General features: G+C 35.1%; 20 protein-coding genes and 6 pseudogenes. 8 read left to right on the top strand and 18 right to left on the bottom strand.

What is annotated here, in order from left to right; genetic code table 11:
- Positions 1–98: 98 nt before the first annotated feature.
- Both HSISS3_RS02270 and HSISS3_RS11445 read right to left on the bottom strand, forming a co-directional pair.
- Complete coding sequence (locus HSISS3_RS02270; protein ID WP_021151590.1) at positions 99–1,127, bottom strand: hypothetical protein; 1,029 nt, start codon at positions 1,125–1,127, stop codon at positions 99–101.
- Positions 1,128–1,451: 324 nt separating this feature from the next.
- The gene (locus HSISS3_RS11445; protein WP_073687020.1) at positions 1,452–1,586 is read right to left on the bottom strand and encodes a putative holin-like toxin; all 135 of its coding nucleotides are present in this window, start codon (positions 1,584–1,586) and stop codon (positions 1,452–1,454) included.
- 358 nt (positions 1,587–1,944) lie between these two features.
- Here HSISS3_RS11445 and HSISS3_RS02265 point away from each other — a divergent pair, with 358 nt between their 5' ends.
- Complete coding sequence (locus HSISS3_RS02265) at positions 1,945–2,274, top strand: DUF1643 domain-containing protein (protein ID WP_134954248.1); 330 nt, start codon at positions 1,945–1,947, stop codon at positions 2,272–2,274.
- Positions 2,275–2,590: 316 nt separating this feature from the next.
- On the opposite strand, the gene HSISS3_RS02260 is transcribed toward HSISS3_RS02265, so the two are convergent.
- The 3 genes from HSISS3_RS02260 to HSISS3_RS02250 form a co-directional block, all read right to left on the bottom strand.
- On the bottom strand, positions 2,591–3,328 hold the full coding sequence (locus HSISS3_RS02260) for a hypothetical protein (protein WP_021151589.1): 738 nt from the start codon (positions 3,326–3,328) through the stop codon (positions 2,591–2,593).
- A gap of 138 nt (positions 3,329–3,466) precedes the next feature.
- Positions 3,467–4,351 carry a hypothetical protein gene (locus HSISS3_RS02255; protein ID WP_021151588.1) on the bottom strand — a complete coding sequence of 295 codons (885 nt, stop codon included), beginning with the start codon at positions 4,349–4,351 and terminating at the stop codon, positions 3,467–3,469.
- A 661-nt stretch (positions 4,352–5,012) separates the two neighbouring features.
- On the bottom strand, positions 5,013–5,513 hold the full coding sequence (locus HSISS3_RS02250) for a hypothetical protein (RefSeq protein WP_021151587.1): 501 nt from the start codon (positions 5,511–5,513) through the stop codon (positions 5,013–5,015).
- 135 nt (positions 5,514–5,648) lie between these two features.
- Here HSISS3_RS02250 and HSISS3_RS02245 point away from each other — a divergent pair, with 135 nt between their 5' ends.
- Both HSISS3_RS02245 and HSISS3_RS02240 read left to right on the top strand, forming a co-directional pair.
- Positions 5,649–5,837 carry a hypothetical protein gene (locus tag HSISS3_RS02245; protein ID WP_000171299.1) on the top strand — a complete coding sequence of 63 codons (189 nt, stop codon included), beginning with the start codon at positions 5,649–5,651 and terminating at the stop codon, positions 5,835–5,837.
- Positions 5,830–6,440, top strand: a pseudogene (locus HSISS3_RS02240) (Fic family protein). Before HSISS3_RS02245 ends, HSISS3_RS02240 begins: the two are co-directional and overlap by 8 nt.
- A 180-nt stretch (positions 6,441–6,620) precedes the next feature.
- On the opposite strand, the gene HSISS3_RS02235 reads toward HSISS3_RS02240, so the two are convergent.
- Genes HSISS3_RS02235 through HSISS3_RS02225 form a run of 3 tightly spaced genes read right to left on the bottom strand, consistent with a single transcriptional unit; the run spans position 6,621 to position 8,026 of the window.
- The gene (locus HSISS3_RS02235; protein WP_021151586.1) at positions 6,621–7,376 is read right to left on the bottom strand and encodes an SDR family NAD(P)-dependent oxidoreductase; all 756 of its coding nucleotides are present in this window, start codon (positions 7,374–7,376) and stop codon (positions 6,621–6,623) included.
- Positions 7,377–7,389: 13 nt separating this feature from the next.
- Positions 7,390–7,671 (bottom strand): 3-ketoacyl-CoA thiolase, encoded by a 282-nt coding sequence (locus HSISS3_RS02230; RefSeq protein ID WP_021151585.1) that lies wholly within the window; start codon positions 7,669–7,671, stop codon positions 7,390–7,392.
- Positions 7,658–8,026 (bottom strand): carboxymuconolactone decarboxylase family protein, encoded by a 369-nt coding sequence (locus tag HSISS3_RS02225; protein ID WP_021151584.1) that lies wholly within the window; start codon positions 8,024–8,026, stop codon positions 7,658–7,660. Before HSISS3_RS02225 ends, HSISS3_RS02230 begins: the two co-directional genes overlap by 14 nt.
- Positions 8,027–8,176: 150 nt before the next feature.
- On the opposite strand from HSISS3_RS02225, the pseudogene HSISS3_RS02220 reads away from it, so the two are divergent.
- Together HSISS3_RS02220 and HSISS3_RS02215 are read left to right on the top strand one after the other, a co-directional pair.
- Positions 8,177–8,538: pseudogene (locus HSISS3_RS02220) on the top strand (MerR family transcriptional regulator).
- A gap of 67 nt (positions 8,539–8,605) precedes the next feature.
- Positions 8,606–9,316 (top strand): annotated as a pseudogene (locus HSISS3_RS02215) (transposase); the annotation flags it as partial.
- Here the strand turns inward: HSISS3_RS02215 and tnpA are convergent.
- Positions 9,271–9,765 (bottom strand): annotated as a pseudogene (tnpA, locus tag HSISS3_RS11440) (IS200/IS605 family transposase). The pseudogenes HSISS3_RS02215 and tnpA sit on opposite strands and share 46 nt — an antisense overlap.
- Before the next feature lie 217 nt (positions 9,766–9,982).
- Positions 9,983–10,495: a GNAT family N-acetyltransferase gene (locus HSISS3_RS02210; RefSeq protein WP_021151581.1), complete on the bottom strand. Its 513-nt coding sequence runs from the start codon at positions 10,493–10,495 to the stop codon at positions 9,983–9,985.
- 784 nt (positions 10,496–11,279) lie between these two features.
- Between HSISS3_RS02210 and HSISS3_RS11430 the strand changes: the two are divergent.
- A pseudogene (locus tag HSISS3_RS11430) lies at positions 11,280–11,830 on the top strand (transposase); the annotation flags it as partial.
- 306 nt (positions 11,831–12,136) lie between these two features.
- Here HSISS3_RS11430 and HSISS3_RS02195 read toward each other — a convergent pair.
- The 8 genes from HSISS3_RS02195 to HSISS3_RS02160 form a co-directional block, all read right to left on the bottom strand.
- Positions 12,137–14,185, bottom strand: coding sequence for a phage tail tip lysozyme (locus tag HSISS3_RS02195; RefSeq protein ID WP_021151579.1), 2,049 nt, complete (start codon positions 14,183–14,185; stop codon positions 12,137–12,139).
- Between the two features lie 17 nt (positions 14,186–14,202).
- Positions 14,203–14,622: a hypothetical protein gene (locus HSISS3_RS02190; protein WP_021151578.1), complete on the bottom strand. Its 420-nt coding sequence runs from the start codon at positions 14,620–14,622 to the stop codon at positions 14,203–14,205.
- A gap of 4 nt (positions 14,623–14,626) precedes the next feature.
- The gene (locus tag HSISS3_RS02185; protein WP_021151577.1) at positions 14,627–15,325 is read right to left on the bottom strand and encodes a hypothetical protein; all 699 of its coding nucleotides are present in this window, start codon (positions 15,323–15,325) and stop codon (positions 14,627–14,629) included.
- A gap of 3 nt (positions 15,326–15,328) precedes the next feature.
- Complete coding sequence (locus HSISS3_RS02180) at positions 15,329–15,634, bottom strand: hypothetical protein (protein ID WP_021151576.1); 306 nt, start codon at positions 15,632–15,634, stop codon at positions 15,329–15,331.
- Positions 15,635–15,658: 24 nt separating this feature from the next.
- Positions 15,659–17,620, bottom strand: coding sequence for a TraG/VirB4 family ATPase (locus tag HSISS3_RS02175; protein WP_021151575.1), 1,962 nt, complete (start codon positions 17,618–17,620; stop codon positions 15,659–15,661).
- An 11-nt stretch (positions 17,621–17,631) separates the two neighbouring features.
- Positions 17,632–18,294, bottom strand: coding sequence for a hypothetical protein (locus HSISS3_RS02170; RefSeq protein WP_021151574.1), 663 nt, complete (start codon positions 18,292–18,294; stop codon positions 17,632–17,634).
- 405 nt (positions 18,295–18,699) lie between these two features.
- A complete protein-coding gene (locus tag HSISS3_RS02165) occupies positions 18,700–19,044 on the bottom strand; it encodes a hypothetical protein (protein ID WP_021151573.1) in 345 nt (114 codons plus the stop codon).
- 199 nt (positions 19,045–19,243) lie between these two features.
- Positions 19,244–20,038, bottom strand: a complete 795-nt coding sequence (locus HSISS3_RS02160) for a hypothetical protein (protein WP_021151572.1) — start codon at positions 20,036–20,038, stop codon at positions 19,244–19,246.
- 304 nt (positions 20,039–20,342) lie between these two features.
- Between HSISS3_RS02160 and HSISS3_RS02155 the strand changes: the two genes are divergently transcribed.
- Positions 20,343–20,705, top strand: coding sequence for a hypothetical protein (locus HSISS3_RS02155; RefSeq protein WP_042771755.1), 363 nt, complete (start codon positions 20,343–20,345; stop codon positions 20,703–20,705).
- A gap of 331 nt (positions 20,706–21,036) precedes the next feature.
- A pseudogene (locus HSISS3_RS02150) lies at positions 21,037–21,291 on the top strand (transposase); the annotation flags it as partial.
- Positions 21,292–21,315 lie beyond the last annotated feature (24 nt).

Raw genomic sequence — 21,315 nt, 5'->3', positions numbered from 1 at the left:
AGGTTATCAGACACTTCCACTCTTAAATTATCTAGCGATTTTCCTAAGTTCTCAATTCTTGAATAAGGTACGAATTGGCTAAGAATATGATAAATTATTTACCAAGTAATTTGATTACTATTTTCGTATTTCTCATAAACTATATCGGATGATATCGATTGAATAACATCTTTCGAAAAAGTATCTTGAGGATTCAGCTTTTCTTTTAATAAACTGTAATAAAACTTACCATAGAAGGTACTAATAATTGTTTTATATTGGGGAACAAATATATTCAAACTAATTTCTTTATCGGTTGTTTCATTTTTTAATACATATTTCCCGCTATATAGTTCATAAGAATATGTTAATTTACCAGATTCATCAGATAAAATAAAAAATTCAAGACTATTATTCCCAAGATTTAATTCTTTTTGACATTTTTGCGTCATTCTCTTTCTAAAGCTAAAATCTTTATCAATTCTGAATATAATATTATCAGAATCAAATGGTTTTTCAGCTCCACCTAATGGCTTGATGAACTTATTACTATCTCTTATATAGTCAATGGAATCTGTATATATTACTTTTCTATAGCAACTAACCTCAATGACTAAACGAGTTTTTTCAATATGCTCATGAAAATAGTTATTAAATTCTCTTTCACAGTTAATCGCTTCAGCAACCTTTATTTCACCTGAATTAATAGACGTCTCTGGTATATCACTCTGAAAGAGTAACTCCTTTCCGTTCTCTTGAGTTCCTTGAGCATAAAATTTTATAGTATATTCTTGTGACTCACCTTTAAGATTACCATTATTTAGCAAAAGAAAGATATACTTTTGGTCAACATTTCTGAAACCACCATCATATTGGATATAATCAAAATACTCTTTCTCAAATGTTACATTAGTAAGTACTACCGAAGTTACTACCTGCTTTTCTTCACTTCTATTTTGAATAGAAAGTTTATTCTTGATTAGGTTAGAGTACATGTTTTTTGATTGCCATTCAAATTCTTCGCTTGGACTTTCAAATAATCTACAATCATATGGGACAAGTGACTCAATGGCAATATTTTTACGGTATCGCATTACCTTTTCATAAAAATATTTTATTATTTCAAAACAGTCCTTAACTTTACTCATAGTCTTATTCACCTCTCAAAATAGTGATTCAGATATACAAAAACATCATTACTAACACGCAAACTGGGATTCGAAAATGATGAACCTATTTCCTTTAGCTAAACTATTGCTTATCTATGCTCATACCAGTACATGATTAATATTTTATTAACAACTCTAATCAATAACGTGTTATCAATTTGACGAAATTCAGCTAATTTGCTAAAATAAAAACTGAAAAAGGAAGTTGAACTTCTACTCAACTTCCACGTAGATCCGTTTAAAAGACGGTGGCTAGTTTTAAACGAAAATAATCCGTCTTACTTCGCCAAAAGTGGGGACGGATTATTTTTTGTCATCGTTTTTAAAGAGCTTGTAGCATAAACCAATAAGAGCAATAGTAAAACTACTAAAGCCTAGAATGGTTTGCACAACCTCAAACGCTGTCAAAACGGCTCTCCTTTCTACTAGATTTCGAATGCTTGCCCATAGGCATCACTCCTCTCTAATGAATGAAAGCCACCGTCTATCACTTTTCTACATATAAAAGTATATCAAATTCATACAATAAAAGCCATTTCCCAAAAGCCAGCTATCCTAATAATGAAGGGAGCTGGCTTTTCTAAATTATGTAAACTGTCCTCTCGTATTCTACTCAAACAATATAACCAACAAAAAGGAGCCATCTTTTGACTCCTTTTAAGTATTTACATAATTATGTTTATGTATTATTTTACTTTATTTTCACTAACGGTTAGGTCAATTAGTGGTAGATAGCTTGGAGAAAGCCTACCATTAATTCCAAATAGATGGAAGTTGAAATGAAGATGATCCAACAATAAGAAGATGTATCAACTTCGCAAAGAGTTGGGGGTACGGTGGTCTTATTATGGCAAATCTTTTCGCACTTAGAACAACTAATCCTCAAGGACTATATTCAGATAAGAATCCCGTCGGAAGCGAAAATGATTATTATATCAAAAAATTCGCAAAGAAATCAGAGAAGATTATCGCTTGCTGGGGGAATCATGGTCGTTTCAATAACCGTTCTCAGATAGTTTATGAATTAGTAGATTCATTACATTGTTTAGATACCAATAAAAGTGGCGAACCCAAGCACCCCTTATACATTCGAAGTGATGCAAAACCTAAACCATACATAAGATAGGCCTTCTTAAAAAGACCTATTACCCTGAAAGTTGATAGTTTGGGATGATGAACATTCAAAACTTGTTCCAAGATTTTTTAGACTCGTTATCATCATAAATACTGATTTTAAGGGATTTAACTACTAGTGAACTTAACAACTTTTATATATTTTATATAGGACAGTGAAAGCGTAATTGAAGAGTGAACAAAAAGAGGTATAAAAATACCTCTTTTTTAGCATATAATTTTGATTTTAATAAAATAGAAAATCTACCTAAAACTTAACCATCTCTTACTTATGAAAACTTTAAAATATTTGATCTGTGTATCTGAATCTAGAATCGAGAATTCGAAGCTTTTTTAGTTCCATTTTTCCATATATCATATGATTCAATTAATGGACCCACATGACGATTATCATCTTTGTCATAATAATCAATACCAATATATATGCTAATGATGTCATGACCTGTAGTATTTTCAAAATTCCCTATGTAGCGTTTCTCATTTCCTGATATATCTGATCCAGTTTCAGCTACGAAGTCTTTAGGAGCAAGAGTATCTACTAGTATACCGTAAACTCTATTAAATTCTTTTACAGCTTTACCATCTTTCAATATGCCATCCAATCTTATTTTATCTTGAACAGGAATTGCTACTATTGAATTAATATCTAGAAGCAATTCAAAACGTCTATCTTGGTAATCATTCCACTCATACATAAAAGCACTTTCCACAGTATCTCGACTCTCTATAGCTTTTCTTTCATTCAGTTGGACGTTAATATATGTGTTAGCCAATCTCTTTAACTTAGGATTTTTAAATTTCCTATTTTTATACTGTTCAATTTCAATTAGTTCATAATCTATATAAGATTTATAGTCTTCAACTTCTCTTTCATCATAATTCTTTAGGTCAGTAACTTTCCAACGTTCATCCAATCCTTTTGCCAATGAAGTTATGAATTCACTATCATAAGTCTTATTCCTGTTATCGATTGATTTAAATATAGATATTAACAAAAGTATTAGTAATACAGATATTAAGGATACCCTTAGTAGTTTTTTTATCAAAGTCAATCCCCCCATCTCTATCGTTTTATTTATTATATTAAGCCCTTGATTAACATCACGATGGCAAATACTATTTAAGTGACAACTCAAGTATAGATACTTTTTATACCAAATTTCATTCAGGTGTATTTTCTGTTTTTAGTTCATTTTATCTTCTTCAAAGTGACCAACACCGTCTTCAACAACAAATATACAAGTTACATCAATACTTTCCCCTTCTTCACTATAATAATTACTGCGTATTTCATAGATTCCATCAGAAAATGAGCCTTTGGGCAAAGATAAGAGTTTCGTTTTAAAATAATCGATATGCTCTCTCGAAGATGACTTGCTAGCGTTAGGATCAAGAGAAGCAAAAATACAATCCAAATGAAGACTCACTGCTTTACTCTTCATTAAATTTTTAGGTCTAATATTATAAAAACCAGCCGCTTCAAAGTCTCCATTATCACGATTCTTAACTGCCTGTGAAAGAATAGTTGCGTAGATTTTTTCTCTAGATACAGGCTCAAATTTATAACTATAATCAAACGTCACTTGTCTATCAAATAGTTTATTGATTTTATTGGCAACGTCTTTTTTGATTTTATCTTCTTCTCGTTGAAAACCTGGTCTCATTTTATAAACATCTAACAAGAAGCTAAACTCGTTAAATTTAACAGTATCAAACAAGTCTTTTTCTTTGTCATTGAGCAATGCTTCGATCTTTGTAGATAACGGAGGATAAAAATCTGAAATATGATCACCATTAGATTCTCGTATATCTGCTCTAAGATTCTTATCTAAAAAATATCCATCAGAAAATCTCTCAGTATAATTCACTTCAACAACAGTACCGTGAAATGCTTCAATTTCTTTATATGTCCTAACTACTTTTACATTACCTTTAAGACCAAGCGATTTAAATCCTTGTACGACATTATTACTCCACTGATGCCCTTTTCCACAAAAAGTCACTACTACAAAGAAAATTAAACTCACAATGGCAACTATTCCAAAAATTGTATATCTTTTCGACTTCATGTCACTGTTGCCTCCCTCTGTATTAATTTATTTTTCAAGGTTCCCCATTCAATGACTCAAACTCTTCTAAAATCATTATACTATATACAGACATTTTTCACTCATCTTCTTCAAACGAAAAATTAGATTGCTTGAAACTGACTATCAAAAGTGAGATTTAAGTAAAATACTCTAAGTCCAACACTCTTCATTATTCAACTCAACCGAAAACAAGTTGTATAATTTTTGGTTAGGTTCAGTTTTCATTATAACCTGTGAGATCATTTCTCTAATTTGAATTCCAACAGGATATAAAACACCATCTTTAATTGATCGATTTCTAGATGTATATCCTCCATTTTGGTTTCGGTAGAATTAGCACCTATTCTTTATACTGAAAAAAAACTTTGCAAACTGCAAAGCGTTCTCGTTTCTAATCTGTTGTTTAGTAACAAATTGACGTTCTGATAACTAGCTAACTTTATGAACTTTCTTAAGACCTGGTTTGAACAACTTTTGTTTGACTAAATTTCAAAAGTCTTTAATATCAAGCATTTCTACACTTTTCTGAAAGCGTTATTTCAATCAATTTCAACTAATTTTATCTGAATGGTGTGAATTTTACCCCAAAATTACAAAGAATTGAGCTGATAAATACTAAAAGTTCACACCATTAGTTAAATTATTTTTTGTTACGTACGTTTTTCTTAGATGATAGACCTCCTAATTTATTTCTTATAGCATTTGAACAAACCTCCGTTAGAGGTTCTCCTATTGCCTCCTTGTAATTAAATCCCAATAATTGCATAGTCTTTAAAGTATCCTTGTTAAGTAAAGCAACTAATTGTTTCATTGAATCTTCTTTCCCATCTTCAACACTAGTAAATGAAGATAGCAGAGAAATAACCCGTTCTAAAGTATTGTGCAAATACTCAATATCTTTATCATCAATATGTACTTTTTCATATTCTTCTTTATATGCCTGAGCAATTCTGATTGCCTGTTCTCGTTCCGAAAGCAACTCATTTACAATTTCATCATAAGTATTTCGTAATTTATCGGCATTACGTTCTTCCTTTAATGATTGAATTTTACTATTCACTAGTGTTGTTGTTCCTTTAAATGTTAGAGTTCCCAACTCAATCCCTGCTTTTACTAAAGCTTCTGTAATATATGGCTCCATGCTACACCCCTGCTATTCTTTTTATGATAAAATTATTTTATCACAAATTCATACTTTAATAACAGTCTCTATCCTTTAGGTGAAAATACCGATTTTATGGTATAATGAGGATAACTCTATACAAGGAGGTGTGCCATGACTCTTGATGTAAATAAAGAAGAATTAACAATTTTAGGGATTCCCTTTGATAACTTTTCAGATTTTGATACTGTCTGGTATGCTATTGGGTCATCAATGATTGAAAATTATGAACCTACTGTTCAAGATGTGATTGATTTAAAAACTTATGTTATCAACAAACGAAAGGAATTGAATATTGGTTAAAAATCAATACGAAGGCTATGAGTACATTGACCCCAACAACCAATATACCTATCTAAATTCTACAGTCTTAATCAACAAACAAAATATTACAAATATTGAAGAAGCCTACCTGAATGAGCATTTATTCGTTACTAGAAGGCTTGCAGACTTGCGCTTGAAAACCATTGAAGTCTACTCCATTAGTGATATTTTAGCCATTCATAAATATTTATTTCAAGATGTCTATGCTTGGGCGGGACAATATCGCAAGGTGAATATCTCAAAAAGCGGGAATCCCTTTATGCCAATACAATCTTTCAGTACTGCCCAAGACTATATCAACCATCTTATTCATACCTATTATCAAACTGCTAATTCAAAAATAAAATTATTAAACAATTAGCAAAAATTCTTGATAATCTTAATTATTTCCATCCCTTTCGAGAAGGGAATGGACGAACTCAACGAGAAGTTATTCGTTCCTTAGCACTATCAAAAGGTTATTCTGCACAAATACGTGTGGAGCAAGATGACGAGGTTTACAATCTTTATATGGACGGAACAGTCTATGGAGACTTAGGAAAGTTAGAAGAACTACTTAGTAAAATACTGGAAAAATTGTAAATTAATCTACAAAAACACTTGTATATTTTTTAAATATCCTAAATATCACAGAGAATTATAACTTACTCAAAACTTAAAGACAAAAAGCTTCTGAAATCTAACGTTTCAGAAGCTTTCTTCTTATTATAAAACGACTGCAACTATTAATCGATACCACATTATCTATATTTATTAAAATAATTAATGTTTAAGTAGTGGTCCGCTAAGATGAAATTCAAAATTTGTAACATCAACTAAACCAACAACTTTGTCACTTTGATATAATTCCATCAAAAATTGTGCCATCTCTTCACTTGTGTGATATTTAGCAAAATGCTCATCATAATTGTATTCTTTCGAATCTGTAGCAACTTGACCGAATTCCGTTTTTGTGGCAGCTGGAGCTAAAACCTTAGCTTTTAATTGATGTTGATTTGCCTCTAGTTCCAATGCCAAGCCTTCTGTAAAAGCACTGACATAAAATTTACTTGCACAGTATGTAACTGCATTTGGAACCATCATGTATCCGCCTCTAGATGATAAGTTAATCAATTGAGCGCCTTTACAATCTTTATAATCTCTCACATATAGAGTTGATAGAATTGTTAAAGCTTCAATGTTTAGATGGATTAATGTTATTATCTTTTCTAAATCTTGAGATTCAACCTTATCATAATTTCCAAAACCAGCATTATTTATTAAAGTAGTAATGTGATATTTTTTCAAGCTTTCATAAAGAGCAAAAACATTACTGGACTTCGATAAATCAACAACTTTAATAACAACATCTAAATCCGGATAATGGTTCAAAATCTCTTGCTTCAATTTTTCTAGTCGTTCTTGACGCCGAGCAATTAAAATAAGATTCGTTCCTAATTTTGCAAATTGTCTTGCTGTCTCCGCTCCTATACCAGCACTGGCTCCAGTAATACAAGTATAATTCTTCGTTTGTTCCATACGATTTTCTCCTTTACAGATTGCTATTTGCATTTTTTATAAGAGTCGCTGCTCCTATTCCGCCACCGATACACAGAGAAGCGATTCCATAATTTCCTTTATTTTCAATCAACTCATAAATTAGAGTAGTCAGTATTCTGCTTCCTGAAGCTCCAACTGGATGCCCTAAAGCAATGGCACCACCCTTAGGATTAACCTTATCCATATCATTGATTCCCAATTGTCTTATGCAAGCTATTGATTGTGCAGCAAATGCTTCATTCAATTCAAAGATATCAATATCAGTTATATCCATTTTTTGCTGAGTCAACAGCATTTAAAACTTTTGGAAAACCGACATATGGGATACATTGGATAAATGTTTCAAGAATTTCTTCCTGACTTAGACCAACATTCAAAGCTCCATTAATATGAACTTTAAGTTGAGGTTCTGTTCCACCTTGCGACAGCAAACTTGTAATAGTAATCATTTCTCGCTGTTTTAGGTTAAGTGACTTACGATTATAAATTTCGCCAAAAGCAAATTCTAAAATATAATTTCCAATATCCCCTGCCACTCCATCAAGGGCTTTTATGACTTCATCACCAACTTCACCATCTATGGTCTTCAGATATTTCAAACCAATTTTTCGTCTTTCTTCCACTTCCATATGGCATTACCTCCTCTCCTAGCTTTATATCAAATTCCTTTGATGCTATGTATTTTACATAGTAAAGTGCACTTTATGTCAAGAGAAAACTGAAAATTTTTCGATTTTTTTAAATTATGCTAAAATATTAAAAAAAAAGGGGGAAATATTATGGCTCACTATTCTATTGGAGAATTTGCTAAAAAAACTGGACTTTCTATTCCCACACTTCGATACTATGAGCAAGAAAAATTGATTTACTCACATAGAGAAGAAAATAATCGTAGATACTATGATGACTCTGATATAGCGTGGACTCAATTCATTATTAGATTAAAAAAGACGGGAATGTCTATTAAAAATATGCAAGAATACGCTGACCTAAGATATAAAGGAGACTCCACAATTCCTCAACGACTTAGACTACTTTTTTTCAACTTGATGAACTTCATAAGCAACAAGCTGAAATTAACCAACATATTGATTTTCTTGAAAAGAAAATTAAAACTTATTTAGGTATTAATCCTAATTAGCACCATTATTATTTTCTTTATCCAAAAAGGGATTGAAAATAAAATTCCAATCCCTCAGATTGAAGACAAAGTCGAGGAAACGATTGATTTTTCTTTTATTTATGTTCTTGTCGAAGATAGTTATTCCTCGGATAATGGTCGCCCTAGTCTAGACCCTGTTTTATTAGTTAAAATCCCGTTGATTCAATGTTTTTATGGCATTCGTTCTATGCGCCAAACTATTAAAGATATTGAGGTGAATACGGCATACCGATGGTTTCTTGGCTTATCTCTGGACGATAAGGTGCCTCATTTTACAACTTACGGTAAGAACTATAGCCGACGCTTTCAAAACAAAGAATTGTTAACACACATTTTTAGTCATGTGCTTCATCAAGTTTTGGAAGCAGGGCTCATTGTTCCCTCAGAAATCTTCATTGATGGGACCCATATCAAGGCTACTGCTAATAATCATAAGTACAAAAATGTTGTTATTGTTCAAAAAGCTAAATTCATGAGTGAACAACCGGAGACTGAAATTAATTTAGATAGGAGAAAACACGCAAAAAAGTTCTTAAAGCCCGCCAAAAGAGGCGAGGCTAAACCTAAGAAACAATCAACGACGGATCCAGACAGTGGTTGGTTTCATAAGGGAGAACATAAGAAAGTCTTTGCTTACAATGCCCAGGTAGCTTGTGATAAACACGGTTGGGCCTTAGCTTATACGGTTGAATCAGGAAATATCCATGATAGTCAGGCCTTCCCTGCTCTTTTTGCTAAGCTAGAACCCTTCTCACCTGTAAACGGATCATACTCCTCAAACAGACTAAGCTGATCTGCTACCACGTCTTCTTGTAATTGATTACAAATATATTCTTCAATTCGCTTCTGGTTTCGCCCAACCGTATCAACATAAAAGCCTCGACACCAAAATTTGCGATTCCCATATTTATACTTTAAATTTGCGTGTCGGTCGAATATCATTAAGCTACTTTTACCCTTTAAATATCCCATAAATGAAGAAATACTTAGTTTCGGTGGTATACTCACTAACATGTGAATATGATCTGGGCAAGCTTCTGCTTCATGAATTTCAACGCCTTTTCTTTCACATAATAACCGTAAGATTTGACCAATACTTGCTTTGTATTTTCCATAAATTATCTGACGTCGATATTTGGGTGCGAACACAATATGATACTTACAATTCCATGTAGTATGTGCTAAACTATTATTATCCTATCTCATCAGGGGTCCTCCTTTTGTATATTAGTTAGTGGTCGGGAAACCTTATCTAATATAACACTTTAGGGGGACTTTTTTGATACATCGCTAAAAGCTTTTCGGAACCACTAGCACAGCTAGTGGTTTTCGTAAAACAAAAAGACATCCAAGAGAGTCCTCTTGAATGTCTGTAAAGGTTGATAACTCCATCAGTCCTGCCAGTAAACTGGGAATGATGATACTATAGATTCCTTATCTCAAATACTGCTGTATGCACCCACTCATTATTAATTTGTAAATCATTTTCTATAATCCTACTAAATGTGAAACCATTTTTTAAAAGCACTCTCTTAGAGGCTAGATTATCCGTTGCTGTTCCCGCAATGATTCTATTTAACCCATAAGTATGAAATGCCTTGTCTAAAACAAGTTTAACCGCTTCGCTTGCATAGCCTAAATTAGCATAGCTTTCTCCAATCCTATATCCAAGTTCTGCTGTTTTTCTATCACTCCCTAAAACACTTAAATTGATCCTTCCGACCATAACGCCTTGCGAATTTCTGATAATATGCATGTAGGCGTCATGATTTTCTTGTTCCGTTAACAATTCCCTTGTAATTTCCTTAAAACCTTCTGGATTAAAATAGTCACCTGGTCTAGGAGGTAAATTTTGCTCAAAATACTCTTGATTTTCTTTTTCAAAAGAATAGACATCTAGACTATTTTCTTCAGACATCAGCTCTAAACTTATCATTGTAAACTATCTCCCATCATTATCTATATTCAATTTTTCTCATGTTTACACAAAGTCAAATTTACAGAATTTAAATAAATACTTTTTTTCATATCATTTCTAAATTATAACACAAAAGACTATTAACAAAAATAATATCCAAGGTTAAAAAATACTTTACTTCATAAACTGCATCATACTGGAGTAAAACTAGCTAAGCAAGCAAGGACATCATTGCAAGCAATTTCAACAAAGCCTCTAAACCATAGCGACACAGTTACAACACAGATTTATGTCAACACTTCTAATATAGTGCCTATGGCAGTCGGTGAATTTGCCTTAAAGTCTCTAAAACAATAAGGTGAACTTTGAGACGAACTTTTTCAAAAAACATAAGAAAAGCACCCATGAGGAAAACTCTTGAGTGCTTTGAAACGTTGATAGTATCGAGTTGATTAACGTTTTGAGTGCAGCGGTTGCCATCCAAGCAAACATCGCTTCACTTGTTTTCTTGGGGCAACTTTGCATAGCATATCTCTATGCGACTAAGGTCGCTAGAGCTATCCTAATTGCGCACCGCCGGTTCTCATAGAAAAAAACACCTTGCAATATGCAAAGTGTTTTCGTTTGTATTCGCTGTCCAGCAACGAATTAACGTTTAGAGAACTGGCTAGCTTTACGAGCTTTTTTCAAGCCTGGTTTAATAAACGTTTATTTCAACCAATTTCAAAAAGCTTTAGCATCAACAGGTAGTATAAAATAAGTTGTGTAAATACAAAAAGGAATCAATCCGTTATAGTAGACTTCTTGGTTCCCCCTGTTAGACAAGCTTCAAAACCAAGGAATCCAACAGGTTTCTCTTGTAGTGACCGATGGCTTCAAGGGGCTTGAGCAGATTATCAGTCAGGCTTACTCATTAGCTAAACCACAACGTTGCTTAATTTATATCAGTCGAAATCTAGCTAGTAAGGTGAAACGAGCAGATAGAGCGGTTATTCTGGAGCAATTTAAAACGATTTATCGTGCTGAAAATTTGGAAATGGCAGTACAAGCTTTAGAGGACTTTATCGCCGAATGGAAACCAAAATATAGGAAAGTCTGGAGAATACTGATAATCTTTTAACTTTTTATCAGTTTCCCTACCAGATTTGGCACAGCATTTATTCGACAAACCTTATTGAGTCTCTCAACAAAGAAATCAAACGTCAAACGAAAAAGAAGGTTCTTTTTCCTAACGAGGAGGCTCTGGAACGTTATTTAGTTACCCTGTTTGAAGATTATAATTTCAAGCAAAGTCAACGCATCCATAAAGGGTTTGGCCAATGTTCTGACACACTTGAAAGCTTATTTGATTAACATTCTTTAACTCTACTTGAGTGTTTACACATAATTATTGACAGTATCCCACTTTTATATTTAGAAACAGCCTTTAACGTAAAGAGACCGAGGTAAACTCCTTGAAAAATATAAAGGTAGATCGTTGCTTGCTTTATAGGCATCGTATTAATAAAAACATTAAGGAAAATCGTTCCCATAATTATAGCGAACCATAAGAAAGCTTTTCGCAAACACCAATCTAGGCCTTGTACAGCCAATAATGACATGCTTTTCGGATTAATTTTTGATTGTTTACTCATTTATACTCTGTTTCTCCTTTTTGATTTATTCTTTAGATGGTGCTCCACCTTTTTGAGTCTTAGGATCAATCACCATACCAACTTGTGGTTGGGTATCTCCTAAAATAATTGATGCTGGACTCAAGAAATCACCATACTGGAAGACTTTCGTTTTCCGACGTTCAAAGTGAATATGTGGTCCAGTAGCTGCACCCGTTTGTCCAACATATCCGATAAGTTGGCCTTTTTTGACCTTATCCCCTTTCTTAACAAGAGGAACATCACGCATATGTCCATAATATATAATAGTGCCATCTGGAAGAGTGTGCATCACGTGGTTACCGTCGATATTCATCGCCTCTTCATTGACCTCTACTACTTCACCGTCTGTTACGGCATAAATTGGAGAGCCCTCTGGTGCTGCAAGGTCCATTCCTGTGTGTCCTGAACCCGCATTTGGACCACCAGCATTAGCTGATGCACCGAAAAGTTGGGTAATGGTATAAGGGACATCAAGTGGCTGACCTGTATCTGTGCTAAGATTACTACTATCGCTATCACCACACTCACTTGCGTCTACTTCATCCTTATTATCATCTTTATCCTTCTTATCGTCTGATTTTTTTGGACGATAGACATAGACTTTTCCATAGTCCATAGTAATACGGTCTCGATATTGGCCATAATTATTCTCAGAAATCCCGTCGGTTGATGGAGAACATTGGATAATATTTTCCTTATCCTCAACGAGCATGGTCTGTCCTTTATCTCCAGAGCTATTACCTTTCGTACCCCAGATAATGACATCTCCTTTTTCACGGTTTTGAACATCATCTTTGGACGACCAGGCACCCTCATACACTAACTCATAACCACTGTCTTTCAACCAGTCGTGTTCTGAGTCGGTATCTACTGGAGAACCAGATTCTTTAGCACCGCCATCAACAAGGGCATAGTATAGAGCAGATGAATGGTCATAGCTATCTGGCCCAGTACGAGCATCACGAGAATACTTAACCTTCCCTAGCTTATCCTTATACCACTTGATAGCCTTATCAGTATCAATAGACTTCTTGTCTTTATCACTGTCTTTTTTGCTATCCTTGTTGCTAGAGTCACTTGATGAACTACTTGAACTGCTATCGTTATCATCGCCTTCGTTGTCGCTATCTTCTTCATCGTCGTCACCGTCATCATCATCTGAACTTTGACTACTTGACGAGGAGTTATTAGAAGAAGCACCGCCACCACCAAACGCCTTTTGGAACTTGGCATCATCGTACTTATATTTACTTGCTTCGAAGACTTCCGCAAACTTCCTTGCATCTGCCTTCTTCTGCTCTGGTCTGACATAAGCCATATTACCTCGTTCGTAGGCATTCCATGACATAGCAGTTTCATCGATATTGGTTTGTTTCGCAAACTCCTGGAATGACCAGTTATGGCCAGATTCGTCATAGGCTGGGTTCCAGTCACCTTTTGAGATTGCATCAATAACAAAGGCAACCATCTTATCAGCATCTTCCCAGTCCGGACTATTTAGAGGTGCATATTTCGTGTAGGGGTCAAACTGGAAAATTCCACCACCCCCAAGCGTATTAGATGTCCCACCTGTCGTTGGCACAGCCCCCTTAGAAATGGAGTCATTAATACCACCACCGTAATGCCCTTGGGCACGTCCAATGATGTCATAGCTCCCTTCAGAGTTTGCCCAACCAACAGCACCTGCAGCAGATTCCCCAGACAGTCCCGCATTCACAAAAGCCATAAATACTTTGTGGGCATTCTCATAAGCTTTTGTCCCCTTCGTGAAGGGATCAGAGTCGCCTGCAGATGCTGAGTCTGTTTTAGTAGAAGTCGATTGAGGCTTAGAGCCATCATCATCGTCTTCTTCATCACCGTCTTTCTGGTAGGTTACACATTGGGCGTTAGTCTTGCCACCTTTCCCACCGGAAGTACTAATTGTCCCCATTAAACCAGTGATAATTGCAATTAAGATAACCGCAAAAGTTAAAATAGTTCCTATAATAATGGTTGTCTTCACTCCAAAAATCGTTAGAAGAACACGAGCAGCTTTATCACCTATTCGTTTCAAATATCTTAGTCACCCCCTTAATGAAGTAGTGCGGTTAGCCAATACCAACCAAATACAAGTAAAAGTCCTAGGGCAAGAAAGATACTTTGTTTAATGAATTTTCGATTTCGTTTTTGTTGTTGCTTTCGCATCCAAAATGAATCTTCATCTGAGTAATAGTCTTTGTGACGTTCCACTTGCAAATTATAATAGTCTGTCACATCCTCCTTGACACTGGATAACCTTTCTTTCCCACGCGCAATGAGACCTTGTTTTTTCCCTTGCTCACGTGAAATACTGTCCTCATCAAAACCGTCATAATAGGTATCGTAAAATGCTGAGTAATCTAATTGATCTTCGAGGCTTTCCGGATAAACTCCGTCTTGATTATCATTAGAATTTAGTTCTACTTCACGACGAATATACTGACCATCTCGTTTAAAACGATAAGATACCATATGTTTAAAACCTCCGTAAACCAATAATTGGCATTTTTTGTGGAGCAATATAGAGTTTGTCTGTTACTGTTATCTTAGAGAACGGTACACCTTTGATTTTAAAAGTACGGTGTAACTCTTTAACAACGAGACCAGCTTTATAATCTTTTTCCGTCACTTCTTCCTTAAAGAGTTCTTCATAAGCTGACACCTCAATCAAGTCCAAGAGACGATAGGCAGACTGGTAAGCATAATAGTTGCTTCGATTAGCCAATCTCTTTTCAAAAAGAGGTGAATAGTCTTTTGAGAAGAAGGAGACTATTTTAACCGCACGTTTTCTATGGTTATATTCTAGTTTGGCCATAACCCATGCAAGCCCCCAAGTCACTAGCGTGATAAAGCCCCAGGTGTTCATCAAACAAATAGGAAGAAGACTAAACATAAGGATACGCTTTGCTTTCTTGATACGTTCACGTCTCTTTCCTGTGAGTAGATGATAAACGGCCACAATCGAGGCACTTAACACATATGGTGTATAGGCAATAGCCATAAAATGAACACCATAGGCGAATAAAAGTGTCTGATAGAGCATAAGATAGCTATAGAAACCAACCAAACCAAGAACTAAACTAATAAGGAAGGAAACTATCCTAAAGAAACGTAGTGTCTTAATGTCATAAGCTATATTGTTAACCCATAGAGACATTTGCATTAGTGTGGTCATTGATTAATTTTCCTCCTCTGGTGCTTCTTCTGTTTCAAATATTCTCGACTCAAATCGAGCAGGTTCTTGGTAGATAATCATGGCTGAGTACTCAGCCACTTGCTGACTTCCAAATAAGCCACATAAACTACTTAAAAGATGTGTTTTTCGCATCTGATAAGTAATATCAACAACACGACAGGTCTTTTTGTAAGCCAAGATCTCCAAGTAAGAATTCACAATTCTTTCCAAATCCTGTGGATTATCTTCTGTTAGTATTTTAGTCTGTAGTTGAAATTTCCCACCAGAATGTGGTTGTACTGAATTCATTCTATTTCCCTCCTTTTATCATTACTACGGTAGGAAGGCATATCGTGAGAACTCATCATATGGATACTTCCCATAAGACGTATTATCTGCTAGTTGATGATTAAAGACTAAGTTCTTGACAGAGGCAATATTTAAGAAAAAGTCACCATCTCTTAAATACTTCAGTGAAGAAAGTTCGCTCTCGGTCATTTCTCCTTGTAAAGCCTCTGCTAGTCGAGGGATAGTCAAATCACCTAATTGAGAAAAGACACGATACGTCATCATCGAGAAAATCGCGCGTGTAGCTAAAATGTAATCTACTGCGTCTGTAGAATTCGCATTCAAAAGGATGTCATCTAGTGAACTCATCTCCATAACAAATGCGGAGTAGTTACTACTTACATTTTGGATCAAATCTTTGAGGAAATTAAGAGATTCTGAGTATCGATAATTAAAGAGCTTATGTGCTCCGTTAATGGTAATAATACTATGAGGTCGTTGACTCTTATCTCCCCCGATTATCCCTCTACGGAAATACTCAGATACCCTTTTTCCATTTGCTACAGCATAAGATGAAATGATTGATAACACTTGGTATAGCTGAATATTTAGAAGTTCAGTATCTTGAATACCAGATAAATCAAAGGTAACGACTTGTTCATTCGAGAAATCTTCAAACTGTGAGGTCGCATTTAAGAAGCGATAATCTCCCAAGAGACCAGAGAAAGCATTATACAGACGGTCATAACTTTCAGCATCAATTTTATTGCCCTCTGCGATTTTATCCTCTTTAAGCTTGTTTAAACGTTCTACCCAATGAGATAGAGTCGGATAATCTTCTGGAATGACATTCGTAATAGTTAAGTCTTCTTGTTCCATATCTTCAGCATTACGATGCCACAAACTACGGTCTTCGTAGAAGTCGTTTAAGGCAGACTTCAAATTATTGAGGTCTGAATTCTTTAAACCAGGATCAAGAATTTGAGCCAAAGCCCGTAATTTATTACGGTGGGCATAATAAGATTGGATTTGGTCTGTTGTCTCTCCATCTGCAGAGGAAGCCGTTGCAATAATTTGCATGAGGTTAATATGATTTCGATTATTAGTTCCGGACATTTTAACATATCGACCTCCTTGCAGTTCCGTAAGTTCTTTTAAGTGACCAGTAAGGTCGATGTTAAAAATGGTATGTCCTTTAGCAAAATAAGTATCAATCAAATTACCTAATAGCTTCATTTTCCCATTTCCTGCTCCAGCAATCATCATCGTAGGAATTTTACGTTCCCTATCTTCATGCAAAAGGTCAAAGTTTACTACCCCGCCAGTACGGGTTTCACCAAGGTAAACACCATAGGTATCCATTAAGTTTGTATGATTAAAAGGATAGCCACCACCTAAATCCCAGACAGATGCCGCTTGTCCTTTTCGTCGCAATGGAGTATCTTCCAAACGAGAAGCAGGAACAAAGGCTGAATGATATTCGACGTCTTGCATGCCATCTGAAGAAGAAATAGAGTACTGATTCAACTGTTGTTTGAGTTCAGCTTCTCGTTCTACCAGTTTGTTCAAAGTATTTGCAGCTAATAGAAAACGAGTGTGAATCTTTTTAGAAGGAACATTATTATCAAGTTTTTCGCGATAGCCTAACAAAGAACTAATACGTTTCTTATCATCTGCATCTTGTGCAGCCTGTCTATTTTGCGTTGCTAACATATTCGAAATAGCTTTTGATGCTAAGTCCGACATTTCATTGTTTGAAGCATGTTCCAAGGACATAAAACTGATAACATTATCAACAAGCATTAAATCGCTCATCCAGAAGTCAGGTAACCCGTTCACTGGATATCGGTCATATGGTACATGAGCAATCTTATAATACCCGTTAGCTTGTCTCCAATACCTATCATCATGTTTAAAATCTGGGGTATCACTTTGAATCCTACTAATAAGGTTAAGGTCATAACCTTCTCGAATATATTTTTTGATTTTTCGTGAACTTAAATCCATGTAAACTCCCTCTAGTACTGATTAAGCGAAACATTAAGTGAATCATTAAAGTTATAATATTGCGTCAATAACTCTTCCTTCTTTTCGACAGATACAACCTTTGGGGCAAATCCGTGACTCGAAGCAATAGTTAGAGTGCTGCGCGTGTTAGAATCAATTTCAGACAAAGTATCTCCAAACACCCAAATAAAGAACTCAATATTTTGTTGATTGACTGCAATGACTTGTTGGACGAGATATTTTGTTTTTAAAATATCTTCACGTTGTCTTAGTTGATAAACACGTCTCTCTTTACGTGAAATTGTATCGATGTCATCACCATCTTTGGTAATTAATTCCGGAGCGTTCTGTTCCTGTTTGACTTCATCTAGAAGACGCAGAAATTCGTTAGATTGACTTGAGACGTCTGTTGGCAATTTTGTTGTCTGAATCATCATGTCAAAGGTAGTACCAGACAGAAATAGAGTAAAGCCTAGTTGAATAGCTGCCTGTTCTTCGTTAGACATAGCTTGAATATCTTGCCCAAACACTTCAAATATTTGTACATATCCGGAGTAGGGATTGGCTAATCGAATCGGTTGATTAGGATAGCCATATAGAATAGACTTCACATCAGATATCGCAACAGTGTCTAAAAAGTCTTTACGCTTTTTCTTATTGAGCGGAACATACACGAACTCCTCTCCAGCACGTTCGCCAAGGTCGATACTTTCAAATTTTGTTTGTTTTTCTTTCTTTTTAGCTTGTTTACTTTTACGTGCCTCTTCTTTTTTCGCTTTCTAAGTTCTTTTTTTGTTAAAACTGGTTCTTCAATTAAAACTGGCATATGATTTCCTCCATAAACATTATTCTCCACTATTCTATAAAACAACATAGGGTGTTCGTAACCCAGTGACACCTCTTAACTACCGGTTCTCATCGGCATATTTTTGATTACTTACATCTATTAACAGCTTGGTTTGTAGCGCTATTATATTGCCTTAAGCTTTTTGTCATGTTTTTTATAAGTTCGTCCATAGTCCTCCCTTCATACTTTAAGGATAAAAAAAAGAAGTGTCCGAAACACTTCATGATAAATATTAACGTGATAAGAGAAAAATTAAACCTGTGATACGGAAAACAAAGAAGAAAATGGTCAAAATGACATTAACTATAAATAAAGCAACTGAAAATGCAAATTTTACCAACCACCATAAAACACTGAAGATAAAAGTCAGTCCATTCCAAAGGCTTCTCCAGACTGATTTTTTGCGATAATTAGGACTATGATTTGACATATAATCCTGATTTCCGATAGTTAAAGGGTTAGACGACTCAGAAATTACAAAAATATCACCATTTTTTTCGGCTTCATAAACCTCTGAAATAGAAGGTTTATGACCATTGATACTTTCATAATAGTCAATCCATTGTTCTCTATTCATAATTATCAACCTCTTTCCTAATCTTCTTATTGTACCATAATTATTAACGTTTTTATATTTCTCTTAATACCTTTTAGAATTGAATTGCGTTGATTGCACCAACAATTGCAGCTGCAATACCTGCTGATACAGCAGCTAGTCCGCAACCATAGATCATACTTGACATTCCGTTATCGGTTTGTTGTGCATTTTGATTTTTCTACCCATGAGCTACACTTTTCATTTTATCCATTCCTAAACTGAGCTTTGATTGCTCGTTTTTATCGATGTTGATTTCAGCTATCGTCTTACCATCTTCTTCTTTCCTAGAAACGTATATTCCCATATATTTTTTGTTATAGTTTGATGGCAAGCCAATTCGTTCCAATTCTTTTTCAAAGTCATTTTGACCGTCACCATATTTTTTCCCCAGTTTAAACAAGGCATGATGCACCAATTCGTGACTTAGCGTAGGTACTACGATTGAAAAATCTTCACAATAGATACTTGCATGAACCAGCCAATCGGATAAGTAAATATAGTTGTCAAAGTCACCAAAATACGTGTCTAAGGCAATGTGTCGTCCATTTAGAGCTTTATCTAACTTTTGGTCTAGCAACCTAAACTCGAAATCAACAACTACGGTAGGATAATATTTTTCCAGAAAGTTTTTGGCGTAATCTTCCAATTTTACTTTAAAAGCGAACCAATCATCTTCTGAAACTCTATCTTCTTTAACCTCGTATGTCATGTAAACATTTCGCTCTTTGTTTGATTTAAGAACTGCACGACCCAGAGAGGGCGCATGGGTTAGCACCCGTTCTCCACGATATGGCTTTAATGCGCCAAGTAACTTGATCAACCCAAAGAAGTTAGTAGCAAAAATCACGCTTGCTGATAGCACAAAGTCACTTGCTTCTATATTGTTGTTCGATACTCCTGTTAAGATGACTGCCCAAGACCATATATTACCAAAAGCAATAGAGAGCGCTCCTAACTTTCTAAGCAATCTCATTCTCTACCCTCCGTTAATTTCCGGATAGATTCACGTGCCTCTTCTTTTTTTCGCTTTCTAAGTTCTTTTTTTGTTAAGACTGGTTCTTCAATTAAACCTGGCATATGATTTCCTCCATAAACATTATTCTATAAAACAACATAGGGTGTTCGTAACCCAGTGACATCTCTTAACTACCGAATCTCATCGGCATGTTTTTGGTTTTTTACATCTATTTAGGGCTCTCTGTCCTTGTCTAGGTACTTAAAAATTGATACAATCAAATAAATACAATCGCAATAATCTTTCTAGGAGGGATTTTAGGATGCTAGATATTTTACAAGATTTCTACTTTTCACTCTATATAAGCACTTGGACCTCATTTAAATGGTTACTTTATTCCGCACTCATCGGTATTGCCTGCTTCCTAATCACACTTCTTTTTTCTATGGTAAGCGAGGCTGCAGAGACGATTTGGTTGAAATTTTCTTTGTCTCTAACTGGAATCTTTGCACTATTTTGTTTATTGATGACACTTCATGGTATTATCCATTTTGTAGGAATAATGATAGGGGCTGTCTCTGGTTTCTTTTTCCCAGTATTTGGTTTACTTATTGTCTGTGGTATTATTCTATTCATCATTAGTCTTTTCAATCCTCTGTTCCTCTTCTTTTTAGTTAAGAAATAAAAAAACAAGCCAATTTAAAGGGGCTCTATAATTTCTGTAGTGGGTAAAACCACTGTAGGAATTATGGAGTCTATTTTTTTGTAGAAAACATACTAAGATTAGTAGTGAAGAAATCTCCGACGGGAGAGAGTACTCACTACTTTTTCTTTATGTTAAAGTAGTGGTGTCTTGTAAAGTCGTAGGGCTCTATGGCGCTAGACGTCGCTTGACAAACTGGCAAGACACCTTGTTTTAGGTGGAGTTTGATCAAAGTATGTGGGACGCTAAGCGTCGCGTATTGAAAATAAAATCACTAAAACATGGAATTATTCAAGACAAAAGAGGTAATGTCATGCGTGCAGTATTTGGAATTGATGTAAGTAAAACAAGCTCTGAAGTGGCCATTTTAGTCAACGGTGAGAAGGTTCAGGGCTACACCATACTCAATGATGCCATTGGGTTCAATCGCCTGTTGGGCGACTTGAAAACTGTTCATAACCCTGAGATTATATTTGAGGGTACAGGCGTCTATTCTCGACGTCTTCAAGCATTTCTTGAGGAATATAGTTACGCTTACACACGGCTAGATCCACTGGAAGCTAAGAAGTAATTGGACAGTCTGCGAGTTACG

Origin of the sequence: Streptococcus sp. HSISS3 (genome assembly GCF_000448605.1) — a bacterium.
GTDB classification, from domain to species: Bacteria; Bacillota; Bacilli; order Lactobacillales; family Streptococcaceae; genus Streptococcus; species Streptococcus raffinosi.
This window is presented reverse-complemented; position numbering and strand designations above follow the sequence as displayed.